Source organism: Pseudomonas putida (assembly GCF_028682175.1).
GTDB classification, from domain to species: domain Bacteria; phylum Pseudomonadota; class Gammaproteobacteria; order Pseudomonadales; family Pseudomonadaceae; genus Aquipseudomonas; species Aquipseudomonas putida_AD.
In genome coordinates, this window is record NZ_JANHKS010000031.1 from 1 (window position 1) to 19588 (window position 19588).

Below are 19588 nucleotides of genomic sequence, written 5' to 3' on the forward strand. Positions count from 1 at the left end.
GTGAGAAAATGGGATTCACCCCAATCCTGTAGGAGCGCGCTTGCCCGCGACGGCTGCCTGGAGATCAGCCCGCCGGCAAGCCGTGCTGCTACGGTCGGTGTTGTGTTTCAGGGGATTTTGCTTTTACCCGTATCAGCGCTTCAACGTGGGCTGGCGCAAGATGTAAACCGTCACGCCCACCGCGCAGATCAGCATGAACCCGCGGGCCCACACCAGCGGCACCAGCCAGCAGGAAAACCCGATGCTGATCCACATCAGCCCGATGGCGTATACCTTGCCCTTGAGGGGAATGCCTTCACCGTCCAGGTACCCGCGAATCCACGGGCCAAGCCTGGGATGCTCGACCAGCCAGTGATAAAAACGCGGAGAACTGCGGGCAAAACAGGCGGCGGCCAGCAGCAGAAAAGGCGTGGTCGGCAATACCGGAAGAAAAATCCCGATCACCCCCAGCGCCACACTCAGCCAGCCGATGCCCTGCAACAGATAGCGCACGAGCCGCGAACGACTCGTACGTGGAGAGGAATTACCTGAACCGCCGTGCGCCATAGGCGCCCACTCAGTGGTGGCGCGGCTTGAGGATTGCCGGTTTTTCGTCCGGCGCGTGCAGCAGCAGGAACAGCGCGGACAGCGCTTCCGGGATCTGCACGATCATGTCGTCCATCAGATTCGCATCGGCTGCGATGTCCGAGAACTCGGGCTGCTCGTCGAACAGACCGGAACCGACCATGATCGGCAGCAGCATTTCGCTGACTTCTTCCTCGTCATTCTCGAACCATACCGCTTCACGCAGGAACACACCTTCCATGAAGCCGATGCACCAGCCGCGCAGCTCGGAGTCGTCCGGGTCATCGCCCAGGTCCAGGTCGCACGGCAGTTCGAACTCTTCGTCCGAGGCCAGTTGACGCGCGATGTGCGCCTTGAGCAGCACCAGGGTGGATTCGATTTCCTCGCGCTGGGCCGCGTCGTTGTAGTGCGGCGGCTCGGCGAACAGGGCGTCGATCCACTCGCGGTCCGGCACCACTTCAGAGCAGATCGACAGCGCGGTCAGGTAGCCGTGGGCGGCTACATAGTCCAGCGCTTCGTCATGCAGCTCGTCGGCGTCGAGGAAGGCTTGCAGGCGGTGTAATTGCTCAGCGAAGGACATTGAAGGACTACCTTGGAAATAAACGATGCTGAATTCTAGGCCCTGAGGGCGCCAGATGCCAGCGAAGAGGGCCATCCAGGCCCGATTGCGATGAATTTCGACCGCTCGTGTCACGACTGTCCTATCTGTCCGGGCGCTCCGGTATACTGCCGCGCTTTGCGATTTTCACAGCGACTGTTCATCCGCTGTAGTGGCACCATCCGGGGTATCTATGCTCGACCAGGCTCAACGCGTACTTAAAGACATCTTCGGCTACGACAGCTTCCGTGGTCGCCAGGGTGCCATTATCGAGCGCGTGGCCAGCGGGGGCGATGCCCTGGTGCTGATGCCTACCGGCGGCGGCAAGTCCCTGTGTTTCCAGGTGCCGGGGCTGCTGCGCGATGGCCTGGCGGTGGTCGTGTCCCCGCTGATTGCGCTGATGGACGACCAGGTCGCGACCCTGGACGAACTGGGTGTCTCGGCCGCCGCGCTGAACTCCACGCTCAGCGCCGAACAACAGCGTGACCTGGCCAACCGGATTCGCCTGGGTGAAGTGAAGATGCTGTATCTGGCGCCCGAGCGCCTGGTCCAGCCGCGTATGCTGGCGTTTCTGCAAAACCTCAAGATTGCCCTGTTCGCCATCGACGAAGCCCACTGCGTATCGCAATGGGGCCACGATTTCCGCCCTGAATACCTGCAACTGGGCCAGTTGGCCGAACTGTTTCCCGATGTGCCGCGCATCGCCCTGACGGCCACCGCCGACAAGCGCACCCGCGAGGAAATCGTCACGCGCCTGCATTTGCAGAACGCCGAGCGTTTCCTGTCGAGCTTCGACCGCCCCAACATCTTCTACCGCATCGTGCCCAAGGAGCAGCCGCGCAAACAGCTGCTGGCGTTCCTGTCCGAGCGGCGCAGCGACGCGGGCATCGTCTACTGCCTGTCGCGCAAGAAGGTCGAGGAAACCGCGGCATTCCTGAGCGACAACGGCTACCCCGCATTGCCCTATCACGCCGGATTGCCCATCGACACCCGCGCCGAGAATCAGCGCCGCTTCCTCAACGAGGAAGGCCTGATCATGGTCGCCACCATTGCCTTCGGCATGGGCATCGACAAACCCAACGTGCGGTTCGTTGCGCACATGGACCTGCCCAAGTCGCTGGAAGCCTATTACCAGGAAACCGGCCGGGCAGGGCGCGACGGTCTGCCTGCCGATGCCTGGATGGCCTACGGCCTGCAGGACGTGGTGATGCTCAAGCAGATGCTGCAGAACTCCGAGGGTGACGAGCGCCACAAGCGCGTCGAGCAGCACAAGCTCGATGCCATGCTGTCGCTGTGCGAAGAAACCCGTTGCCGGCGTCAGGCGCTGCTGGCCTATTTCGACGAAGACATGCCCAACCCCTGTGGGCATTGCGATAACTGCGTCGATGGCGTGCAGACCTGGGATGCCACCGAGGCCGCGCGCCAGGCGTTGTCGGCCATTTATCGAACCGGCCAGCGTTACGGCGTCGGCCACCTGGTGGACGTGTTGCTGGGCAAGGAAAACGACAAGGTGCAGAGCTTCGGTCATCAGAAGCTGGCGGTGTTCGGCGTAGGCAAGGGGCGCAGTGAGGGCGAATGGCGCTCGCTGTTCCGCCAGTTGGTGGCCCGTGGTCTTGCCGATACCGATCTCGAAGGCTACGGCGGCCTTCGATTGAGCGACACCTGCCGCCCCTTGTTGCGTGGCGAAGTCACCCTGCAACTGCGCCGCGACCTCAAGCCACAGACCACGCCCAAGGCGTCGGGCAGCCCGGCGAGCCAACTGGTGCGCGGCGAAGAGCGCGAGCAGTGGGAAGCCCTGCGGGCCTTGCGCCGCAAGCTGGCCGAAGAGCACGGCGTGCCGCCTTACGTCATCTTCCCCGACTCGACCCTGCTGGAAATGCTGCGCAGCCAGCCCGGCACCATGGCCGAGATGGGCCGGGTCAGCGGCGTCGGCGCGCGCAAGCTGGAGCGTTACGGCGAGGCATTCCTGGAAGTGCTCGGCGGTGCGGCGCCTGCGCCACGGGTGGTCACCGACCTGCGTCACGAACTCATCAGCCTGGCCCGCGCCGGGATGACCCCTGCGCAGATCGCCGGGCAATTGCAGTGCACCGAGAAGAACGTCTACACGATGCTGGCCGAAGCCATCGGCAAGCAGCAGTTGTCGCTGGAGCAGGCGCTGGATCTGCCCGAAGAGCTGCTCAGCGAAATCCAGGACGCCTTCCTCGACGGCGAAGGCGAACTGCCGCCGGTGGCCGCCATCGCCGAGATGTTCACCGGCCGGGTGCCGGAAGGCGTGCTGTATTGCGTGCGTGCGGCGTTGCAGTCTGAATTTGAGGTGTAAGGGATAGCCTCGGCATTGCCCTCCAAGCTTCCCCGAACACGCGAATATCTCTGAACCTGTGGGAGCGGGCTTGCCCGCGAATGCGTAGGTTCAATCGCAACAGCGTTGCCTGACACGCCGTCTTCGCGGGCGAGCCCGCTCCCACAGGATCGGCGCCAGTTGCCGATACCACGCCAAACCCGCCGCATTCCGGTCTACCCCGGCGCTGTGCGACGAAACACCACACCCCGACACTTGCCTCGTCACAAGCTCCATGGTTAGCTGCCTATTAATTAGGATTAGCCTTTAACCATCGAGTTACCTATGCCGTTAACAGAAGAACATCGCTTTGGCATGCAGCTGGCCCATATGTCCCGGGGCTGGCGTGCCGAGCTGGACCGCCGTCTGGCCGATCTTGGGTTGTCCCAGGCCCGTTGGCTGGTCCTGCTTCATCTGGCGCGCTTCAAGACGCCGCCGACCCAGCGTGAGCTGGCGCAAAGCGTCGGTGTGGAAGGCCCGACCCTGGCCCGGCTGCTCGACAGCCTGGAGAACCAGGGCCTGGTCCGCCGTCAGGCGGTTGTCGAAGATCGTCGCGCGAAAAAAATCCTGCTCAGCGACACGGCTCGCCCTCTTATCGAAAAAATCGAGACCATCGCCACCGCCCTGCGGCATGAATTGTTCGTCGGTATAGATGAAGAAGACCTGCGCGTGGCCATGCGTGTGCACCAGACTATTCTCGACAATCTGGAAAAATCCTGACGTTGTGGCTCAATGCCTGCAATAAAACGTTGAACCTGTGGAAACATCCTGTTCTATTTGCAGCCATACTGGTTTGACCCCGACAGGGTGTTCGTACAACGCATTTGCAGGGAAGCCTGCCTCATAAGGGTTCGCATGCTGAAGAGTTTTCAGGCCGGTAGTCGGCGCGGGAGTTACCTTCCATTTCGCGTTCAGTCGGGTCTGCGCACAGGATTGCTGACATTGGCCGTGGCCTCGGCGTCCATGCTGCACACCTCCATGGCGGCGGCGTTGGGGCTGGGGGAGATGACCCTGCACTCGGCGCTGGGGCAGCCATTCAACGCGGATATCGAGCTGATCGAAGCAGCGGGGCTGAGCCCTGACGAAATCGTCGTGGCGCTTGCACCTGCCGACGCCTTCGCCAAGGCCGGCGTGGAGCGCGTGTTCTTCCTCAACGACCTGCGCTTCACTCCGGTGATCCGGGGCAATCGTGCCGTGGTCCATGTCGAGTCGCGCAAGGCGGTGACCGAGCCGTACATGGATTTTGTCGTGCGCCTGGTCCGCCCCAGCGGCGATCAACTGCGCGAATACACCGTGCTGCTCGACCCGCCCAACTCGCCAACCGGTCTTGCGGCCACCCGCAGCCGTGCCCAATCCCCAGCCGCCGGGCCCAGGAACGATGGCTCGCGGCTTCCCGTGGCGCCGCCCAAAGCTGTACAGGGCAAGCATTACACCGTGGTCTCCGGCGACACCCTGGCCGGAATCGCCCGTCACGTGCAGGCGCCCGGCAGCAAGGCCAGCCCCGCAGAGCTGATCAGCGGCATCCAGGCACTCAACTCGCAAGCCTTCCCCAATGGCGAGCGCAGCCAGTTGAAAGTCGGCCAGAGCCTCTTGCTTCCCGACAGCGCCCTGGAACCCAAGGCTGCGGCAGTGCCTGCTGGCGCTGCGACTGCACCGTCTGCACCTTCGAGTCCTGCCGCGCCAACTGCGGGCACGCCAAGCCCTGCCGAGCAACTGTCGGCCACTGCGCTGCAGAACCAGCAGCTCAGCAAGACCGTCGATGAGCTCAAGGATCAGGCGCAGAAAGCCGCTGAAGACGAGGCGGGCAAGGATAAGCAGATCATCGAGTTGCAGACCCAACTGGCTGAAATGAAGGCGCTGGCTTCCCGGCCTGCTCCGGCACCAGCCCCTGCCGCGCCCGTGCAGAAGACCGAGCCTGCGGCCCCCGCCCCTGCGCCAGTGCCCGCCCCTGCGCCGGTTCAGCCTGTGCAGGATGACGGTCTGCCATGGCCCATGATCCTGGCCGCCCTGCTGGTCCTGGCGTTGCTGCTGGCGCTGGCCTGGTCCGTTCGACGCAACCGCATCAAGAACCAGTTGGCCCTGCAGCCAGAGCCGGCCGAGCCGATCCTCAAGCCTGCCCAGGCAACCGTCACCCCGGTCTACGAAGTGCCGTCCGTGTCGCCGAGCGCCCCCAGCCCAGCGCCTGCTGCCAGCTCGTCGGGCCAGCGCCTGGCAGGGGCTGCGACCGACGCCCTCGATGGCGCCAGCATCTACATCGCCTACGGTCGTTTTGCCGAGGCGCTGGCGATCCTGCGCGACGCTCTGGACAAGCAGCCGCAACGCACCGACGTACGCCTGCGTATTCTTGAGTTGCTGGGCGAGCAGGGCGATCTCGAAGGCTTCAACGCCGAGGAGAAAGTGCTGCTGGACCACGGCATCGAAGCCGAGAAACTCGCTGAAATCCGCAGCCGCTACCCAAAACTCAAGGTGGAACCTGAGCCCGCCGCCCCGGCCCCGGTGCAGCCACCGGTTGCCGCCGCAGTGGCGGCGGGGGCTGCGACCGTCGCCGCTGCGGCAGCCGCCAGCAGCACCCCGGCCAGCCAACTGGACGAGAACGCTGCGGCATCACTCAACCCGGCACCGGCCGACGACTTCCAGCTCAACCTGGACGACTTGTCGATGGACGCCGATTGGGACCTGGTCGACCCGTTCGAAAGCGCCCCGGCCCCACGCAAGGCCGCGCCAGAAGCACCGCCTGCGGTGGATCCGGCGTTCGCCTCGAACCTGACCGAATTGCCGGAAGTCTTCGAGATGCCGGAAGAGCAATTCCTCAGTGACTTCGCTGAAGAAGAGGCCGCGCCGGAAGAAATCGAGATGACCTTCGACCTTCCCGATGAGCCTGAAAGCCACGTCGATTCCCTGGTCCAGAGCCAGAGCGACCAGCTCGACGACGCGTTTCTCGACAGCTTCATGACCGACGACACCGAGTTCGACCTCATGGACCTGGACGAGGAGCCCCTGAGCAAGATCAACGAAGCCCAGGTGCTGATCGACGACGGTAACATCGAAGAAGCCCGCCGCCTGTTGCAGGAAGTGATCGACGAATCCGACGACGGCCCGCAACAGACCGCTCGCGACCTGCTGGCAGGGCTGGGCTGAGCCATGACCACCAAGGCGGAAATCACCATCACCTACTGCACGCAATGCCAATGGCTGTTGCGTGCGGCTTGGCTTGCGCAGGAATTGCTCAGTACCTTTGGCGACGATCTGGGCAAGGTCTCGCTGGTGCCGGGCACCGGTGGCGTGTTCCGGATCACCTGCGATGAGGTGCAGATCTGGGAGCGCAAGGCCGATGGCGGCTTCCCCGAGGCCAAGGTGCTCAAGCAGCGGGTGCGGGACCGGATCGATCCGGACCGCGATCTAGGCCACAATGACCGCACGAGCAGCCCTGACAGCTGAACCGAGCACCGCGCCATGATCGTTCGCCCCCATCCCAACCTGCTCAACGTGCTCTCGACCCTCAAGGGCTCGATTGCCCGTCGCATCGCCGGTCGCAGCCTGCTGGTGACCTTGCTGGCGGCGGGTATCGTGTTGATCGAAAGCCTGCACCCGGACTACTTCGCCAAGGTCAGCGCCACGCCGTTCACCTTGCTGGGCCTGTCGCTGTCGATCTTCATGAGCTTTCGCAACAACGCCTGCTATGACCGCTGGTACGAGGCGCGCAAGGCTTGGGGCGACATCATCACCGAGACCCGCTCGATCATTCGCGAGACCCAGGCAATCAAGGATGACGGCGCTCGCGCAACCATCCTGCGTGACCTGTGCGGCTTTGCCCACGGCCTGAACGCCGCATTGCGCTGCCAGGATGCGCGAAAGGCCATGGCCCCCTGGGTCAGTCAGTTGCCAGCCCTGAACCGGGCCAATTGCTGTGACGTCGTGCTGCGCGACGTCGGGCGGAAGTGTTCCGAGGCGAGCGAGGCGGGGCAGATCAGCGAATGGCGCTACACGCTGCTGGCCAATCACCTGAGCGTGATGAGCCGGGCGCTGACCACCTGCGACCGAATCAAGAACACGCCGCTGCCGTTTCCCTACACCTTGCTGCTGCACCGCACCATCTACCTGTTCTGCATTCTGCTGCCCTTCGCCATGGCCGAACCGCTGGGCTGGATGACCCCGCTGTTCATGGCCATCGTCAGCTACACCTTCTTTGGCCTGGATGCCATCGGCAACGAACTGGAAGACCCGTTCGGCTACGACGAAAACGACTTGCCGCTGGACGCGCTGGTGCGGGTGATCGAGCGCGATATCCTCGATGCCCTGGGCGTACAGCCATTGCCGCCTGTGCTTGAGCCGGTGGAGTTTGTGTTGACCTGAGACGCGGTAATACCTCCGTAGCAGCACGGCTTGCCGGCGGGGGCGGTGTGTCTATGACGAATGCGCCGTCTGACACAACGCTCCCGCCGGCAAGCCGTGCTGCTACGGTCGGGTGTGGTGGCGTTCAATCATGTCATTAAATTTCAACATCCTCGTCATGTTCGGTTCACCGACCCGGTCCACCCTTGTGGAAACCCGAGCGGAGGCTATCCATGAGCATTGCCGAGAACGCGAAACCCAGTCGTAAACAACGTGTCCGGACCTTGTGGATCTCCGATGTGCATCTGGGCACCCGGGATTGCCAAGCCGAGCATCTGTCCGCATTTCTCAAGCAATATCATGCCGACAGGATCTATCTGGTCGGCGATATCATCGACGGCTGGAAGCTGCGCGGCGGCATGTACTGGCCACAGGCGCACACCAACGTCATCCGCCGGCTGCTGACCATGAGCAAGCGCGGCACTGAAGTGATCTACGTCACCGGCAACCACGACGAATTCCTGCGTCGCTACTCCAAGCTGATCCTGGGCAATATCCAGCTGGTGGACGAAGCCGAGCACGTCACCGCCGACGGCCGCCGTCTGCTGGTGATCCACGGCGACCAGTTCGATGTCATCACCCGCTATCACCGCTGGCTGGCATTCCTGGGGGACTCGGCCTACGAATTCACCCTGACCCTCAACCGCTGGCTCAACCATTGGCGCGCCAAGTACGGCAAGGGTTACTGGTCGTTGTCGGCGTACCTGAAGCACAAGGTCAAGACGGCGGTGAACTTCATCAGCGACTTCGAGGAAGCCATCGCTCACGAATGCGTGAAGCGGGGGCTGGACGGGGTGGTCTGCGGGCACATCCACCACGCCGAAATCCGTCAGGTGGGTGGCGTCGAGTACCTGAACTGCGGTGACTGGGTCGAGTCCTGCACCGCCCTCATCGAGCATTGGGACGGCACCATCGAGCTGTTCCGTCTGGCCGATGCGCACGTCAAGGCCAAATCCGTTGAGGCGAATCAACCGGTTGGCGAGACCGTCTCGTAGTAGCCCGGTCGGGCGGCGTTCCGCTTGCCGGCGGGAGCGATTTCAATTACGCCCCCGCCGGCAAGCCGTGCTGCTACGAAAAGCGCGTTAAAACGGCACCTTGCCCCTGAGCATGTCCCGGTACATGACGAAATCCCCCAGCAGGCTGTAGAAGGGATGCTTGAACGTCGCCGGGCGGTTCTTCTCGAAGAAGAAATGCCCGACCCAGGCAAAGCTGTAGCCCGCCAGCGGCAACACCCACAGCAGCAGCCATTTGCCGCTCAACAGAGCGCTCGCCAGAATCAGGATCACCAGCGTAGTGCCGATGAAATGCAGGCGCCGGCACGTGCTGTCTGAATGTTCGTGCAGATAGTACGGATAGAAGTCGGCGAAACGGTCGAAGGTCTTGACGTTATCCACAGCTCGATTCCTGGATGTGAGTCAGTCAACAGTTTAACCAACCCCACCTGCCAATCAGTGACAATGGGTGCCAACGTAGTATCCTTCGGCTATCAGTCGCAGGGGGCGACCGACTTCAGTCAGAAGACGTAAGCATGGAAAAAACGACTTCTTCAAGTTGGGCCATGGGGATCGTCAAGTCCCTGGAAATGGACGGTCTGGATTGCCGAGCGTTGTTCAAGGAACTGGGGCTGGTGTACGCCGACCTCGAGAACCCCGATGCACGTTTCGCCCAGGATTCGATGACCCGCCTCTGGCAGCGCGCGGTGGAATTGTCCGGCAACCCGGCGATTGGCCTGAACATGGCCCGGGTCGTGCGGCCTGCGTCGTTCAGCGTCGCGGGTTATGCGCTGATGTCCAGCCGCACCCTCAAGGAAGGCTTCGAGCGCCTGGTGCGTTACCAGCGGATCATCGCTGACAGCGCCGACCTGAGTTTTCGCCTGCTGCCTGAAGGCTATGCCCTGATTCTTACCGTGCACGGCGACCTGCTGCCTCCCACCCGGCAAAGCGCCGAAGCGTCGCTTGCCTTCGCGCTGGCGTTCTGTGGCTGGCTGACCGGCCGGCCGTTGCATCCGCGCCAGGTGTTGATCCAGGGTGAGCAGCCCAAGAATATCGAACCCTACAAGAAGTTCTTTCACGCCCCCCTGACGTTCAGCGCGCCCTACAACGCGCTGGTGTTCGCACGCAGCGAAATGGAAGCGCCGCTGCCCACCGCCGATGAGGCCATGGCCAAGCTGCATGACCGTTTTGCCGGGGATTATCTGGCGCGTTTCGCCAGCAGCCGGGTGACGCACCAGGCGCGACAGGTGCTGACGCGCTTGCTACCTCAGGGCGAGCCCAAGCGCGAAGCCGTCGCCCAGAGCCTGCATCTGTCACAGCGCACCTTGCAGCGGCGCCTGCAGGAGGAGGGCACCAGCTTCCAGACTCTGCTCGACGACACCCGGCGGGAGCTGGCCGAGCAATACCTGGCGCAGCCGCAGATGACGCTTCTGGAGATTGCCTACCTCCTGGGGTTCGCGGACCCGAGTAATTTCTTCCGCGCGTTCCGGCGCTGGTTCGATGAAACGCCGGGGGAGTATCGGGTCAGGAAGTCGATCGAGTGATCATCATCAATCCTGTAGGAGTGAGCTTGCTCGCGATTGCGGTGCATCAGTCACAGCAACAGTGGTTGTGCAAATGCAATCGCGAGCAAGCTCACTCCTACAGGGGCTATGTCGGCGTTAGTGGCGCCAGAACGCCGGGATGCACAGCACCAGGATGGTGATGATCTCAAGCCGCCCCAGCAGCATCCCCAGCGACAGAATCCACTTCGCTGCATCCGGCAGGGTCGAGAAATTGCCGGCCGGGCCGATGGTTTCGCCAAGGCCTGGGCCCACACCTGAAACGGTGCTGGCGGCGCCGGTCAGGGCGGTCATCCAGTCCAGCCCCAGCAACGACAACGACAGCGCGATCAGGCAGATGGTGATGGTGAAGAAGAACGAGAAGGTCAGGATCGACCGCACGATCTCGTCGTCCAGCCGATGGCCGTTGTACATCTGCCGGATCACCGCGCGGGGGTGAATCAGCTGGTGCAGGTTGGCCTTGAGCAGGATGTAGGCGACCTGGAAACGGAACACCTTCACGCCCCCGGCCGTGGAGCCCGAACAGCCGCCGATGAAGCCCAGGTAGAAAAAGAACATCAGCGCGAAGTTGCCCCACAGGCTGTAGTCACCCAAGGCAAAGCCGGTGGTGGTGACCACCGAGGTCACGTTCAGCGCCACATGCCGCAGCGCGTCGTACCAGGGCAGGTCGGTGGTTGCCCAGTACCACAGGGTCATCACCAGCCAGGTGACCAGCAACAGCCCGATGAATCCCTGAACCTGCTCGTCCTTGATCAGCGCCTTGCGATGGCCGCGCAATGTCGCGACGTACAGGGTGAAAGGCAGGCTGCCGAGGATCATCACCACCACGGCCACCCAGTGCACCGAGGGTTGCGGCCACTTGGCCAGGGACTGGTCGGAGGTCGAGAAACCGCCCGTGGAGATCGCCGACATTGCGTGGTTGATCGCATCGAACAGGCTCATGCCCGCCCACCAGAACGCCAGACTGCCCAGGATGGTGATGCCGACGTACACCAGCACGATGTACTTGGCCACCATGTGCGAGCGCGGCATGACCTTCTCGGAGCGGTCCGAAGATTCGGTCTGGAACAGCCGCATGCCGCCGATGCGCAGCAACGGCAGAATCGCCACCGCCATGCCGATGAAGCCGATGCCGCCGAGCCAGTGCAGCAACGAACGCCAGATCAGGATCCCCGGCGACATGTTGTCCAGCCCGCTGAGCACCGTGGATCCGGTGGCGGTGATGCCGGACATGCTTTCGAAGAACGAGTCGGTGTAGCTGATGTGTTGGGTGAACAGGAAGGGCAGCGCCGCGAAGACGCAGACCACCACCCAGCTGCTGACGGTCAGCAGGTACATGTCCCGTGGGCGCAGGTGAACGTGCTCCGGGCGGCCCTGACCGACCAGCGCAAGACCGGCGATGAAGGTGACCAGGCTGGACCAGAGGAACGAGGGCATGTCGCCGGTGCGGTCGAAGATCACCAGGGTCGCCATCGGGATGACCATGGCGATGGCCAGGGTGATGAGGAAGATGCCGATAATGAAACCGATGATGCGAAGGGTCGGCAACGCCATGCAGTCGCTCTGATCTGGTAGTGGAAAGGCGCTCATTCTACCCGCAGGTCCGGGCAAGTAAACCGAAGGCATTTCCCAGAGTCGTGTAAGTAAATGCCACTGTCATTCGTTATTGAAGTTCAAGAATGCATTTGCGGCACTACAATGCCCCATCATTTTCAGGAGACGACTTATGCAAGCGCTCGACCTTTTGCTCAATCGCGTGTCAGTTCCCCGGCTGATCGAACCGGCCCCGGACGCCGCTCAGCGTGAAGCGCTGTTCAGCGCTGCCCTGCGTGCGCCGGACCATGGCGGGCTCAAGCCCTACCGCTTCCTGACCGTGGAAGGCGAGGCGCGCAACCGCATGGGCGAGTTGCTGGCCCAGGCGCTGATCGACAAGGGCGGCGAGGCGGACGAGAAGGCGCTGGAGAAAGCCCGCTCGGGCCCGCTGCGCGCACCGCTTGTTGTGGTAGTGATCGCCCGTTTGCAGGATCACTACAAGGTGCCGAAGAAAGAGCAGGTCATCACCGCAGGCTGCGCGGCTCATGGGGTGTTGCTGGCGGCGTACTCGATGGGCGTGGGCGCGGTGTGGCGCACCGGCGACCTGGCGTACTCACCGCAGGTGGCCAAGGGGCTGGGGTTGTCGGCCGATGAGGAAGTGGTTGCCTTCCTGTACCTGGGCACCCCGCTGAATCCGCCGCGCGAGGCACCAAAGGTTGACGTGACTGATTTCGTGAACGAGTGGCAGGGCTAAAGAATCACTCGTAGCAGCACGGCTTGCCGGCGGGGACGGTGTCTCTGTGACAAATGTGCCGTCTGACACACCGCTCCCGCCGGCAAGCCGTGCTGCTACGGGCGGTCGTTCAGGATGCGTCTTTCGGGACGACGATACTCGCCACAAACCCGCCCTGCGGGTGATTCTCGAACACCAGGTTGCCGCCGTGTTTCTCCGCCGCGCGCTTGGCAATCGCCAGGCCCAGGCCGTAACCCGGCGCGGTCTGGTTGGGGGCGCGGTAGAAGGGTTCGCCCAGTTGCGCCAGGTTTTCTGCGCTGACACCCGGACCGTGATCGCGCACGCTGATGTGCAACGCGTCGTCGATCATGCTGGCGGTCAATTCGATGGGCTGGCCCGCCGGGTTGAAGCGCAGGGCGTTGCGCAGCAGGTTGTCCAGGGCGCGCTCCAGTACATTCGGCCAGCCCATCAGACTGACGCCGGGCTCGGTGTGCACCGCCACCGTCTGCTCGGTGCTGCTCAGCTCGGTTTCGGCCTTCAGGTGTTCGAGCAGGCCCGGCAGGTCCACCGGCGCGGCGCTGCCCATGTCGGCGTCCAGCCGGGCCAGTGCCAGGATTTCACTGATCAACTCCTCCAGACGATCGCACTCGCGGGTCAGGCGCGGCCAGAGCTTTTCCCGCTCGGCTGGTTCTGCACGCTCGGCCAGTGCCAGGGCGATGCGCAGCCGCGCCAGTGGCGAGCGCAACTCGTGGGACACGTCACGCAGCAACTGGCGCTGGCTGGTGATCAAGCTTTGCAGGCGCGCGCCCATTCGGTTGAAATCGTGGGCCAGCACGCCGAATTCATCCCGCCGGTTGGCCAGTTGCGCCAGGCTGTTCTGTTGATAGGTGGTCTGTCCCAGGTCATGCACCGCGCCGCGCAGGCGGCTAAGGGGGCGGGTGATCGAGAAGGTCACCAGGAGGCTGAACAGGGTCAGCACCACCAGCGCGATGCCCAGCGCGCTGAGCGGCCACATCAGGCTCTGACGGTGCCAGGCGTCCAGTTCCGGGTGCGGGATGCGGTAGATCAGCAGGTAGGTCTCGCCGCTTTTTTCGCTGGTGTATTCCGCTGTCAGCCGGCGCCAGGGCAGGGGGCGCTGGTCGTCTTTCTGCTGGCGCGCCTCGAAGGCTGCGGCACGCATCGGGAAGGTGCCGGGCACCACCGCTTCGCCGCTGTCGTTGAGCACCTGAACGTCGAAGTGATACTTGCGCTTGAGGTCCTGGAGGAAATCCTGGGCCGCGTCCTGGCCTTTTTCTTCGTACAGTTGCGTCCATTTCTCCGGCAGCTTGTGCAGGCCGGGGTGGCGGCTGAGGATCCAGGCGTCCTGATTGAGCATGTGCCCAAGCAGGATCGACAGACCTGCCACCAACGCGATTGCGAGCCAGAAGCTCGCCAGGATTCGCCAGAACAATGAACGCACGTGAGGCCCTCGTGTGGGCCCCGGACGGCGGCCCTTGAATTGGAAAAACCCGACACGCTTGGGGTCGTGTCGGGTTGGGGAGTGTAACGCCGCGTCAGTTGCGGGTTACTGGGTCTTGGTCGCTTTCTGTGCTTTCCAGGCCTCGAATTCGGCGCGGTCGGCACGGCGTTGCTCGCGATCCTTCTGCATCTGGTCGAAGGTCTTCTGCTGATCCGGGGTCAGCATGGCGCGGATGTCAGTCTGGGTTTTAGCCCGGCTGGCCTCCATTTCATCCTTCATGGCCTTCTGGTCGGCTGGGGAGAGCTTGGCCAGGTATTTCTGGGTGATCTCGGAACGGCCGCGCCATTGATCGCCCATCAGTTTGCCGATTTTCTGGTGCTGCTCAGGGGTCAGGTTCAGTTTGTCGAACGGGCCCTTGTGATGATGCATGCCAGGGCCGTCGAAGCCAGGACCGCCCATGTGACCGCCTTCCGGTGGCATGGCCATCGCAACGGTAGGCAGAGCAGCAGCGAACATCAAAGCCATCAGAGTCTTACGCATGGTGAATCTCCTTGTCTCGAATCCGGCTCTGTGCCGGTTGTGGCCAGTTTATGGAGATCAAGGTCAAGCGAGGTCAGGCGTGGGTAAAGCTTGGGTAAAGAGGGTTTGTCATGAGCCTTACAGACGCTGACGACCTCGTAGCAGCACGGCTTGCCGGCGGGGCGGTGTGTCTATGACGGATGTTTTGTCTGACACTCCGCTCCCGCCGGCAAGCCGTGCTGCTACGGGACGGTGGTGGTGCTAGGGAGCGTAGTAGTAACCACGGCTACGCAGCGCCACGATCCGCGGGCGGCCGTCGGCGTGGGGGCCGATCTTCTTGCGCAGGTTGCTCACATGCATGTCCAGGCTGCGGTCGTACAGGGTCAGCTTGCGCCCCAGCGCCAGTTGCGCCAGTTCCTGTTTGTCCAGCGGCTCGCCGGGCTGGCCGAGCAGGGCTTCGAGCAGGCGCGCTTCGGAGACGGTCAGGGTGAATTCCTGCTCGTCGATGGTCACCACGCCACGGGCCGGGCTGAAGCACAGGTCGCCCAGCTCGATCTGGCTGGACACGGCGGTCGGGTGGCTGCGGCGCAGCACCGCACGCAGGCGGGCGGTCAGCTCCCGGGGATCGCAGGGCTTGGCCAGGTAATCGTCGGCGCCGAGCTCAAGGCCCAGGATACGGTCGAGGGGTTCGCCGCGGGCCGAGAGCATCAGCACGGGCAGGTCAGGGTGGTCGGTGCGCAATTGCTTGAGCAGCTCCAGACCGCTGCCGTCGGGCAGCATCACGTCCAGCACCACGGCTGCAGGCGCTGCATCGGCCAGCGCCTTGCGAGCACTCATGCCATCGTGGCAGGCCCGCACCTGAAAGCCTTCCTGGCTCAACCAACTGCTCAGGAGCTCGCACAGCTCCTGGTCATCATCAATAAGTAACAGCTCGCTCATGACTCACTCAATTTAGCCATTGCCGACGCTGTCTACGCCAGCCGCTGGCAAAGATACCGCACAGCAGGGCCACCATTGCAACGCCGCCCCCTGTGACGAACCATTGTTGTTGCTCGGTCAGCATGCGCGCAGGCATCGCCGATTGTACTTCTTTGAGCTGCAGTTTAAGCCTTTGGTTCTCCTGGCGCAGGCGCCCAAGCTGAATACTTTCGCGCTCGGCGTCGGCATTCTGCAGCTTGCGGGTCAATTCTTCGCGTTGTTTCTCGCTTTCGGCCAGGCGCTGGCGCAACTCGGTCAACTGGGTGGCCGTGCTGGGCAGCGGCAACGCATGGCTGACGGTGTCAGCGGTTTCTTCGGCTTGAACGTTGAGACTCATCGCTGAGACGGCGAGCGCGGCCGCCAGCAGACACCACGGACGTGGACGCATCTGGACTCCTGACTATTGTTGGTCTTGGCAGGATATCGGCAGGTGGGTGCGAATGATGAGCGGTGGGGGAGGCAATGCCGGGGGGATCGATGATCCTGAATCAATAACGAACTGTGGGAGCGGGCTTGCCCGCGAAGGCGGCGGTCCAGACAACATCGCATTGCCGGATCATCCCTCTTCGCGGGCAAGCCCGCTCCCACAGGGGGGCTTACGGCAGCACTTGCTTGAACGGCTTGACCACCACGTGATCGTACACACCCGCGGCGATGTACGGATCGGCGTCGGCCCAGGCCTGGGCCGCGCTCAGGGATTCGAACTCGGCCACGATCAGGCTGCCGGTGAAGCCGGCAGCACCCGGGTCATTGCTGTCGACGGCAGGCATCGGGCCGGCCAGCACGATGCGGCCTTCGTTTTTCAGCGCGGTCAGGCGCTCAAGGTGCGCAGGGCGGGCGGCCAGGCGCTTTTCCAGCGAGTTGGCGACGTCTGTTGCCACGATTGCGTAGAGCATTTCAGTCCTCGGTCTTTTTGGTGGAAGGCTGCGTCGATGCGTCGGCATCGTGCATGTGACGGGCGAGGAAAATACCCTGGCCAATCAGGAAAATCAGGGTCATGCCCAGGCTGCCGAAGACTTTGAAGTCAACCCAGAAGTCCTGGTAGGTGAAAGCCACATAGAGGTTGGCGGCGCCGCAGAACAGGAAGAACACGATCCAGGCGATGTTCAGTTTGACCCAGATGGCCTGGGGCAACGTCAGCGCGTGGCCCATGATGCGCTGGATCAGCAGGCGGTCGCCGATGAAGTGGCTGCCGGCGAAGATCAGGGCGAACACCCAGTTGACCACCGGGGCTTTCCATTTGAGGAATGTTTCACTGTGGAAGGCCAGGGTCAGGCTACCGAAGACCAGGCAGGCGGCGAGGGTGAGCCACTGGCTTTTTTCCAGTTTGCCCTGACGCACGTAAAGAATGCCGTACACCACGATGGAACTGGCGATCAGCATCGCGGTGGCGCTGAAAATCCCGCCTACCATGAAGCTGTGGCCCATGATGTCGACGGCTTGGGGGCTGATTTTATAGACGATGAAAAACAGGATAAGCGGGATGAAGTCGATGAATTGTTTCACAGTAAGAGCCAGAAGCTGGATGTGACGGCATAATAACAAACATCAATGACTGCGAAAGCGCCCCCATGAATGTCGATCTGCATTGTCACAGTACTGCTTCCGATGGCGCCCTGGCGCCCGCGGCACTCGTCGCGCGCGCCCATGAAAACGGCGTCCGGGTGCTGGCGCTGACCGATCACGACACCATCGAAGGCCTCGAAGAAGCCCGCACGGCGGCGCTTGCGCTGGACATGCAGCTGATCAACGGCATCGAGCTGTCCTGCACCTGGGGTGGTGCCACCATCCATATTCTGGGCTACGGTTTTGATGTCGATGCAAGGCCGTTGCTCGATGCCATTGAGCAATTGCACACCGGGCGCTGGTTGCGCGCCGAAGAAATCAGTCGCAAATTGGCGATGAAAGGTATGCCCGGGGCGCTGGAAGGTGCCCGAGCGGTACAGATGACCCTCGGCGACAGCGGCAATGCGCCGGCGCGGCCGCACTTCGCCGACTTTCTGGTCAATGAAGGTTTCGTCAAGGATCGTGCCGAAGCCTTTCGCAAATGGCTGGGCGCGGGCAAGCTGGGCGACGTCAAGCAACACTGGCCGACCCTCGAAGACACCGTCGCCACGCTGCGCAGCGCCGGGGCCTGGGTCAGCCTGGCACACCCCTGGCATTATGATTTCACTCGCAGCAAACGCCGCAGGCTGGTGTCCGAGTTCCTTGCCGCCGGAGGCCAGGCGATCGAGGTGGTCAACGGCCTGCAACCTGCCGACCAGGTGGGCAGCCTCGCCATTCTGGCCCGAGAGTTCGGTCTGCTGGTGACTGCCGGCAGCGATTTTCATGCCCCAGGCGCCTGGTCCGAGATCGGCGTCTACCGTCCCTTACCGGAGGATCTGCCGCCCTTGTGGCGTCGGTTCAAACATGACCAGCCTACTGCCGTCTGAACAGGAAGATACCGTGAGTCAATTTTTCCAGGTCCACCCGGAGAACCCGCAGGCGCGTCTGATCAAACAGGCCGTGGACATCATCAAGCGCGGGGGCCTTGTGGTGTACCCCACTGATTCGTCCTACGCGCTGGGTTGCCAGATGGGCGACAAAAGCGCCGTAGAGCGCATCCGTCGTCTGCGCCAGCTCGACGACAAGCACAATTTCACCCTGATGTGCTGCGACCTGTCGCAACTGGGCCTGTTCGCCAAGGTCGATACCGCCGCCTTTCGCGAGCTCAAGGCCCACACGCCGGGGCCCTACACCTTCATTCTCAACGCCACGCGGGAAGTGCCGCGCCTGGTGCTGCACCCCAAGCGCCGCACCATCGGCCTGCGGGTCCCGCGTCACCCGGTGGCCCAGGCGCTGTTGCAGGAACTGGGCGAGCCGCTGATGAGCGTGAGCCTGATCATGCCCGGCGAAACCCTGCCGATGAGCGACCCGTTTGAAATGCGCGAAGTGCTCGAACATCAGGTTGACCTGATCATCGACGCAGGTCACGGCGGGGTTTCCGCCTCCACGGTCATCAACCTGTCCGAAGGCGAGCCCCAGGTGGTACGCGTCGGTTGCGGCGACCCGACGCCGTTCGGGGTCGAAGTCGAGTGACCGAGGCGCAGTTGCAAGAGCCGGCGCTGGATCCCCAGGCCGATGCCCAGCAGGAATTGCCGTTTGCCATGGTCTACGGCCAGGCCGTCACGCAGATGCCGCTGGACCTGTACATTCCTCCGGACGCGCTGGAGGTCTTTCTCGAAGCCTTCGAAGGCCCGCTCGATCTGCTGCTGTATCTGATTCGCAAACAGAACATCAACATCCTCGACATCCCGGTGGCGGAGATCACTCGCCAGTACATGGGCTACGTCGAGCTGATGAAGACCGTGCGCCTGGAGTTGGCCGCCGAGTACCTGGTCATGGCCGCAATGCTTGCCGAGATCAAGTCGCGCATGCTGCTGCCGCGTTCGGAAGCCGCCGAAGCCGAAGAGGATGACCCACGGGCCGAGCTGATTCGCCGCCTGCAGGAGTACGAGCGCTTCAAGGCCGCCGCCGAGGGCATCGACACCCTGAGTCGCGTGGGCCGTGACGTCGTGGTGCCCAGGCTCGACGCCCCGGAGGCACGGGCGCGCAAGTTGTTGCCGGACGTTGCCCTGGAAGAGCTGCTGGTGTCCATGGCCGAGGTGCTGCGCCGTGGCGACATGTTCGAAAGCCACCAGATCAGCCGCGAAACCCTGTCCACCCGCGAGCGCATGAGCGATGTGCTGGAGCGCTTGAAAGGCGCAGGCTTCGTCCCCTTCGCCGAGCTGTTCACGGCAGAGGAGGGGCGCCTGGGTGTGGTGGTGACCTTCATGGCCGTGCTGGAGCTGGTCAAGGAGCAACTGGTGGAACTGGTGCAGAACGAACCCTTCGCTGTCATTCATGTGCGCGCCCGAGCCGAATAAAGAGCAAGACTGATC

The 19588-nt window shown here is 63.0% G+C and carries 21 protein-coding genes; 11 read left to right on the forward strand and 10 right to left on the reverse strand.

Features of this window, described 5'->3' with window-relative positions:
- Window positions 1-132 precede the first annotated feature (132 nt).
- On the reverse strand, window positions 133-546 hold the full coding sequence (locus NPS29_RS19650) for a YbaN family protein (RefSeq protein WP_274134465.1): 414 nt from the start codon (window positions 544-546) through the stop codon (window positions 133-135).
- 10 nt (window positions 547-556) lie between these two features.
- Window positions 557-1144, reverse strand: a complete 588-nt coding sequence (locus tag NPS29_RS19655; RefSeq protein ID WP_274134466.1) for a YecA family protein — start codon at window positions 1142-1144, stop codon at window positions 557-559.
- A gap of 211 nt (window positions 1145-1355) precedes the next feature.
- On the opposite strand from NPS29_RS19655, the gene recQ reads away from it, so the two are divergent.
- The 6 genes from recQ (at window position 1356) to NPS29_RS19685 (ending at window position 8887) form a co-directional block, all read left to right on the forward strand.
- Entirely contained in the window at window positions 1356-3482 is a 2127-nt protein-coding gene (recQ, locus tag NPS29_RS19660; protein WP_274134467.1) for a DNA helicase RecQ, read from the forward strand.
- Window positions 3483-3785: 303 nt separating this feature from the next.
- A complete protein-coding gene (locus NPS29_RS19665) occupies window positions 3786-4220 on the forward strand; it encodes a MarR family transcriptional regulator (protein ID WP_274134468.1) in 435 nt (144 codons plus the stop codon).
- Between the two features lie 228 nt (window positions 4221-4448).
- A complete protein-coding gene (locus NPS29_RS19670) occupies window positions 4449-6638 on the forward strand; it encodes a FimV/HubP family polar landmark protein (RefSeq protein WP_274134550.1) in 2190 nt (729 codons plus the stop codon).
- A gap of 3 nt (window positions 6639-6641) precedes the next feature.
- On the forward strand, window positions 6642-6938 hold the full coding sequence (locus NPS29_RS19675) for a SelT/SelW/SelH family protein (protein ID WP_274134469.1): 297 nt from the start codon (window positions 6642-6644) through the stop codon (window positions 6936-6938).
- Window positions 6939-6953: 15 nt separating this feature from the next.
- Window positions 6954-7853, forward strand: coding sequence for a bestrophin family protein (locus NPS29_RS19680; protein WP_274134470.1), 900 nt, complete (start codon window positions 6954-6956; stop codon window positions 7851-7853).
- Window positions 7854-8065: 212 nt separating this feature from the next.
- Entirely contained in the window at window positions 8066-8887 is an 822-nt protein-coding gene (locus NPS29_RS19685) for a UDP-2,3-diacylglucosamine diphosphatase (RefSeq protein ID WP_274134472.1), read from the forward strand.
- 87 nt (window positions 8888-8974) lie between these two features.
- Here NPS29_RS19685 and NPS29_RS19690 read toward each other — a convergent pair whose 3' ends face one another.
- Complete coding sequence (locus tag NPS29_RS19690; RefSeq protein ID WP_274134474.1) at window positions 8975-9286, reverse strand: DUF962 domain-containing protein; 312 nt, start codon at window positions 9284-9286, stop codon at window positions 8975-8977.
- 134 nt (window positions 9287-9420) lie between these two features.
- Between NPS29_RS19690 and NPS29_RS19695 the strand changes: the two genes are divergently transcribed.
- Complete coding sequence (locus tag NPS29_RS19695) at window positions 9421-10428, forward strand: AraC family transcriptional regulator (protein WP_274134476.1); 1008 nt, start codon at window positions 9421-9423, stop codon at window positions 10426-10428.
- Window positions 10429-10545: 117 nt separating this feature from the next.
- On the opposite strand, the gene NPS29_RS19700 is transcribed toward NPS29_RS19695, so the two are convergent.
- Window positions 10546-12000, reverse strand: a complete 1455-nt coding sequence (locus NPS29_RS19700) for a TrkH family potassium uptake protein (RefSeq protein WP_274134478.1) — start codon at window positions 11998-12000, stop codon at window positions 10546-10548.
- 172 nt (window positions 12001-12172) lie between these two features.
- Here NPS29_RS19700 and NPS29_RS19705 point away from each other — a divergent pair, with 172 nt between their 5' ends.
- Window positions 12173-12733: an NAD(P)H nitroreductase gene (locus tag NPS29_RS19705; RefSeq protein ID WP_274134479.1), complete on the forward strand. Its 561-nt coding sequence runs from the start codon at window positions 12173-12175 to the stop codon at window positions 12731-12733.
- 109 nt (window positions 12734-12842) lie between these two features.
- Here NPS29_RS19705 and NPS29_RS19710 read toward each other — a convergent pair whose 3' ends face one another.
- The 6 genes from NPS29_RS19710 to NPS29_RS19735 form a co-directional block, all read right to left on the reverse strand.
- Window positions 12843-14171 carry a sensor histidine kinase gene (locus tag NPS29_RS19710; RefSeq protein WP_274134481.1) on the reverse strand — a complete coding sequence of 443 codons (1329 nt, stop codon included), beginning with the start codon at window positions 14169-14171 and terminating at the stop codon, window positions 12843-12845.
- Window positions 14172-14276: 105 nt separating this feature from the next.
- The gene (locus NPS29_RS19715; protein WP_274134483.1) at window positions 14277-14711 is read right to left on the reverse strand and encodes a Spy/CpxP family protein refolding chaperone; all 435 of its coding nucleotides are present in this window, start codon (window positions 14709-14711) and stop codon (window positions 14277-14279) included.
- Between the two features lie 240 nt (window positions 14712-14951).
- Complete coding sequence (locus NPS29_RS19720) at window positions 14952-15629, reverse strand: response regulator transcription factor (RefSeq protein ID WP_274134484.1); 678 nt, start codon at window positions 15627-15629, stop codon at window positions 14952-14954.
- 7 nt (window positions 15630-15636) lie between these two features.
- The gene (locus NPS29_RS19725) at window positions 15637-16056 is read right to left on the reverse strand and encodes a translation initiation factor 2 (RefSeq protein WP_274134485.1); all 420 of its coding nucleotides are present in this window, start codon (window positions 16054-16056) and stop codon (window positions 15637-15639) included.
- 208 nt (window positions 16057-16264) lie between these two features.
- Window positions 16265-16564, reverse strand: coding sequence for a YciI family protein (locus NPS29_RS19730; RefSeq protein ID WP_274134486.1), 300 nt, complete (start codon window positions 16562-16564; stop codon window positions 16265-16267).
- Window position 16565: 1 nt separating this feature from the next.
- Entirely contained in the window at window positions 16566-17174 is a 609-nt protein-coding gene (locus tag NPS29_RS19735; protein ID WP_274134487.1) for a septation protein A, read from the reverse strand.
- Window positions 17175-17239: 65 nt separating this feature from the next.
- Between NPS29_RS19735 and NPS29_RS19740 the strand changes: the two genes are divergently transcribed.
- The 3 genes from NPS29_RS19740 to NPS29_RS19750 all read left to right on the forward strand — a co-directional run bounded on the left by NPS29_RS19740 (window position 17240) and on the right by NPS29_RS19750 (window position 19573).
- Entirely contained in the window at window positions 17240-18100 is an 861-nt protein-coding gene (locus NPS29_RS19740; protein ID WP_274134488.1) for a PHP domain-containing protein, read from the forward strand.
- 13 nt (window positions 18101-18113) lie between these two features.
- Entirely contained in the window at window positions 18114-18746 is a 633-nt protein-coding gene (locus NPS29_RS19745; protein WP_274134490.1) for an L-threonylcarbamoyladenylate synthase, read from the forward strand.
- Between the two features lie 128 nt (window positions 18747-18874).
- Entirely contained in the window at window positions 18875-19573 is a 699-nt protein-coding gene (locus NPS29_RS19750) for a segregation and condensation protein A (protein ID WP_274134551.1), read from the forward strand.
- Window positions 19574-19588 lie beyond the last annotated feature (15 nt).

Excerpts from the sequence above, each read along its gene's own strand:
- NPS29_RS19650 (WP_274134465.1), bottom strand. The coding sequence starts at position 546 with ATGGCGCACGGCGGTTCAGGTAATTCCTCTCCACGTACGAGTCGTTCG.
- NPS29_RS19655 (WP_274134466.1), bottom strand. The coding sequence starts at position 1,144 with ATGTCCTTCGCTGAGCAATTACACCGCCTGCAAGCCTTCCTCGACGCC.
- recQ (WP_274134467.1), top strand. The coding sequence starts at position 1,356 with ATGCTCGACCAGGCTCAACGCGTACTTAAAGACATCTTCGGCTACGAC.
- NPS29_RS19665 (WP_274134468.1), top strand. The coding sequence starts at position 3,786 with ATGCCGTTAACAGAAGAACATCGCTTTGGCATGCAGCTGGCCCATATG.
- NPS29_RS19675 (WP_274134469.1), top strand. The coding sequence starts at position 6,642 with ATGACCACCAAGGCGGAAATCACCATCACCTACTGCACGCAATGCCAA.
- NPS29_RS19680 (WP_274134470.1), top strand. The coding sequence starts at position 6,954 with ATGATCGTTCGCCCCCATCCCAACCTGCTCAACGTGCTCTCGACCCTC.
- NPS29_RS19685 (WP_274134472.1), top strand. The coding sequence starts at position 8,066 with ATGAGCATTGCCGAGAACGCGAAACCCAGTCGTAAACAACGTGTCCGG.
- NPS29_RS19695 (WP_274134476.1), top strand. The coding sequence starts at position 9,421 with ATGGAAAAAACGACTTCTTCAAGTTGGGCCATGGGGATCGTCAAGTCC.
- NPS29_RS19700 (WP_274134478.1), bottom strand. The coding sequence starts at position 12,000 with ATGGCGTTGCCGACCCTTCGCATCATCGGTTTCATTATCGGCATCTTC.
- NPS29_RS19705 (WP_274134479.1), top strand. The coding sequence starts at position 12,173 with ATGCAAGCGCTCGACCTTTTGCTCAATCGCGTGTCAGTTCCCCGGCTG.
- NPS29_RS19715 (WP_274134483.1), bottom strand. The coding sequence starts at position 14,711 with ATGCGTAAGACTCTGATGGCTTTGATGTTCGCTGCTGCTCTGCCTACC.
- NPS29_RS19720 (WP_274134484.1), bottom strand. The coding sequence starts at position 15,629 with ATGAGCGAGCTGTTACTTATTGATGATGACCAGGAGCTGTGCGAGCTC.
- NPS29_RS19725 (WP_274134485.1), bottom strand. The coding sequence starts at position 16,056 with ATGCGTCCACGTCCGTGGTGTCTGCTGGCGGCCGCGCTCGCCGTCTCA.
- NPS29_RS19730 (WP_274134486.1), bottom strand. The coding sequence starts at position 16,564 with ATGCTCTACGCAATCGTGGCAACAGACGTCGCCAACTCGCTGGAAAAG.
- NPS29_RS19740 (WP_274134488.1), top strand. The coding sequence starts at position 17,240 with ATGAATGTCGATCTGCATTGTCACAGTACTGCTTCCGATGGCGCCCTG.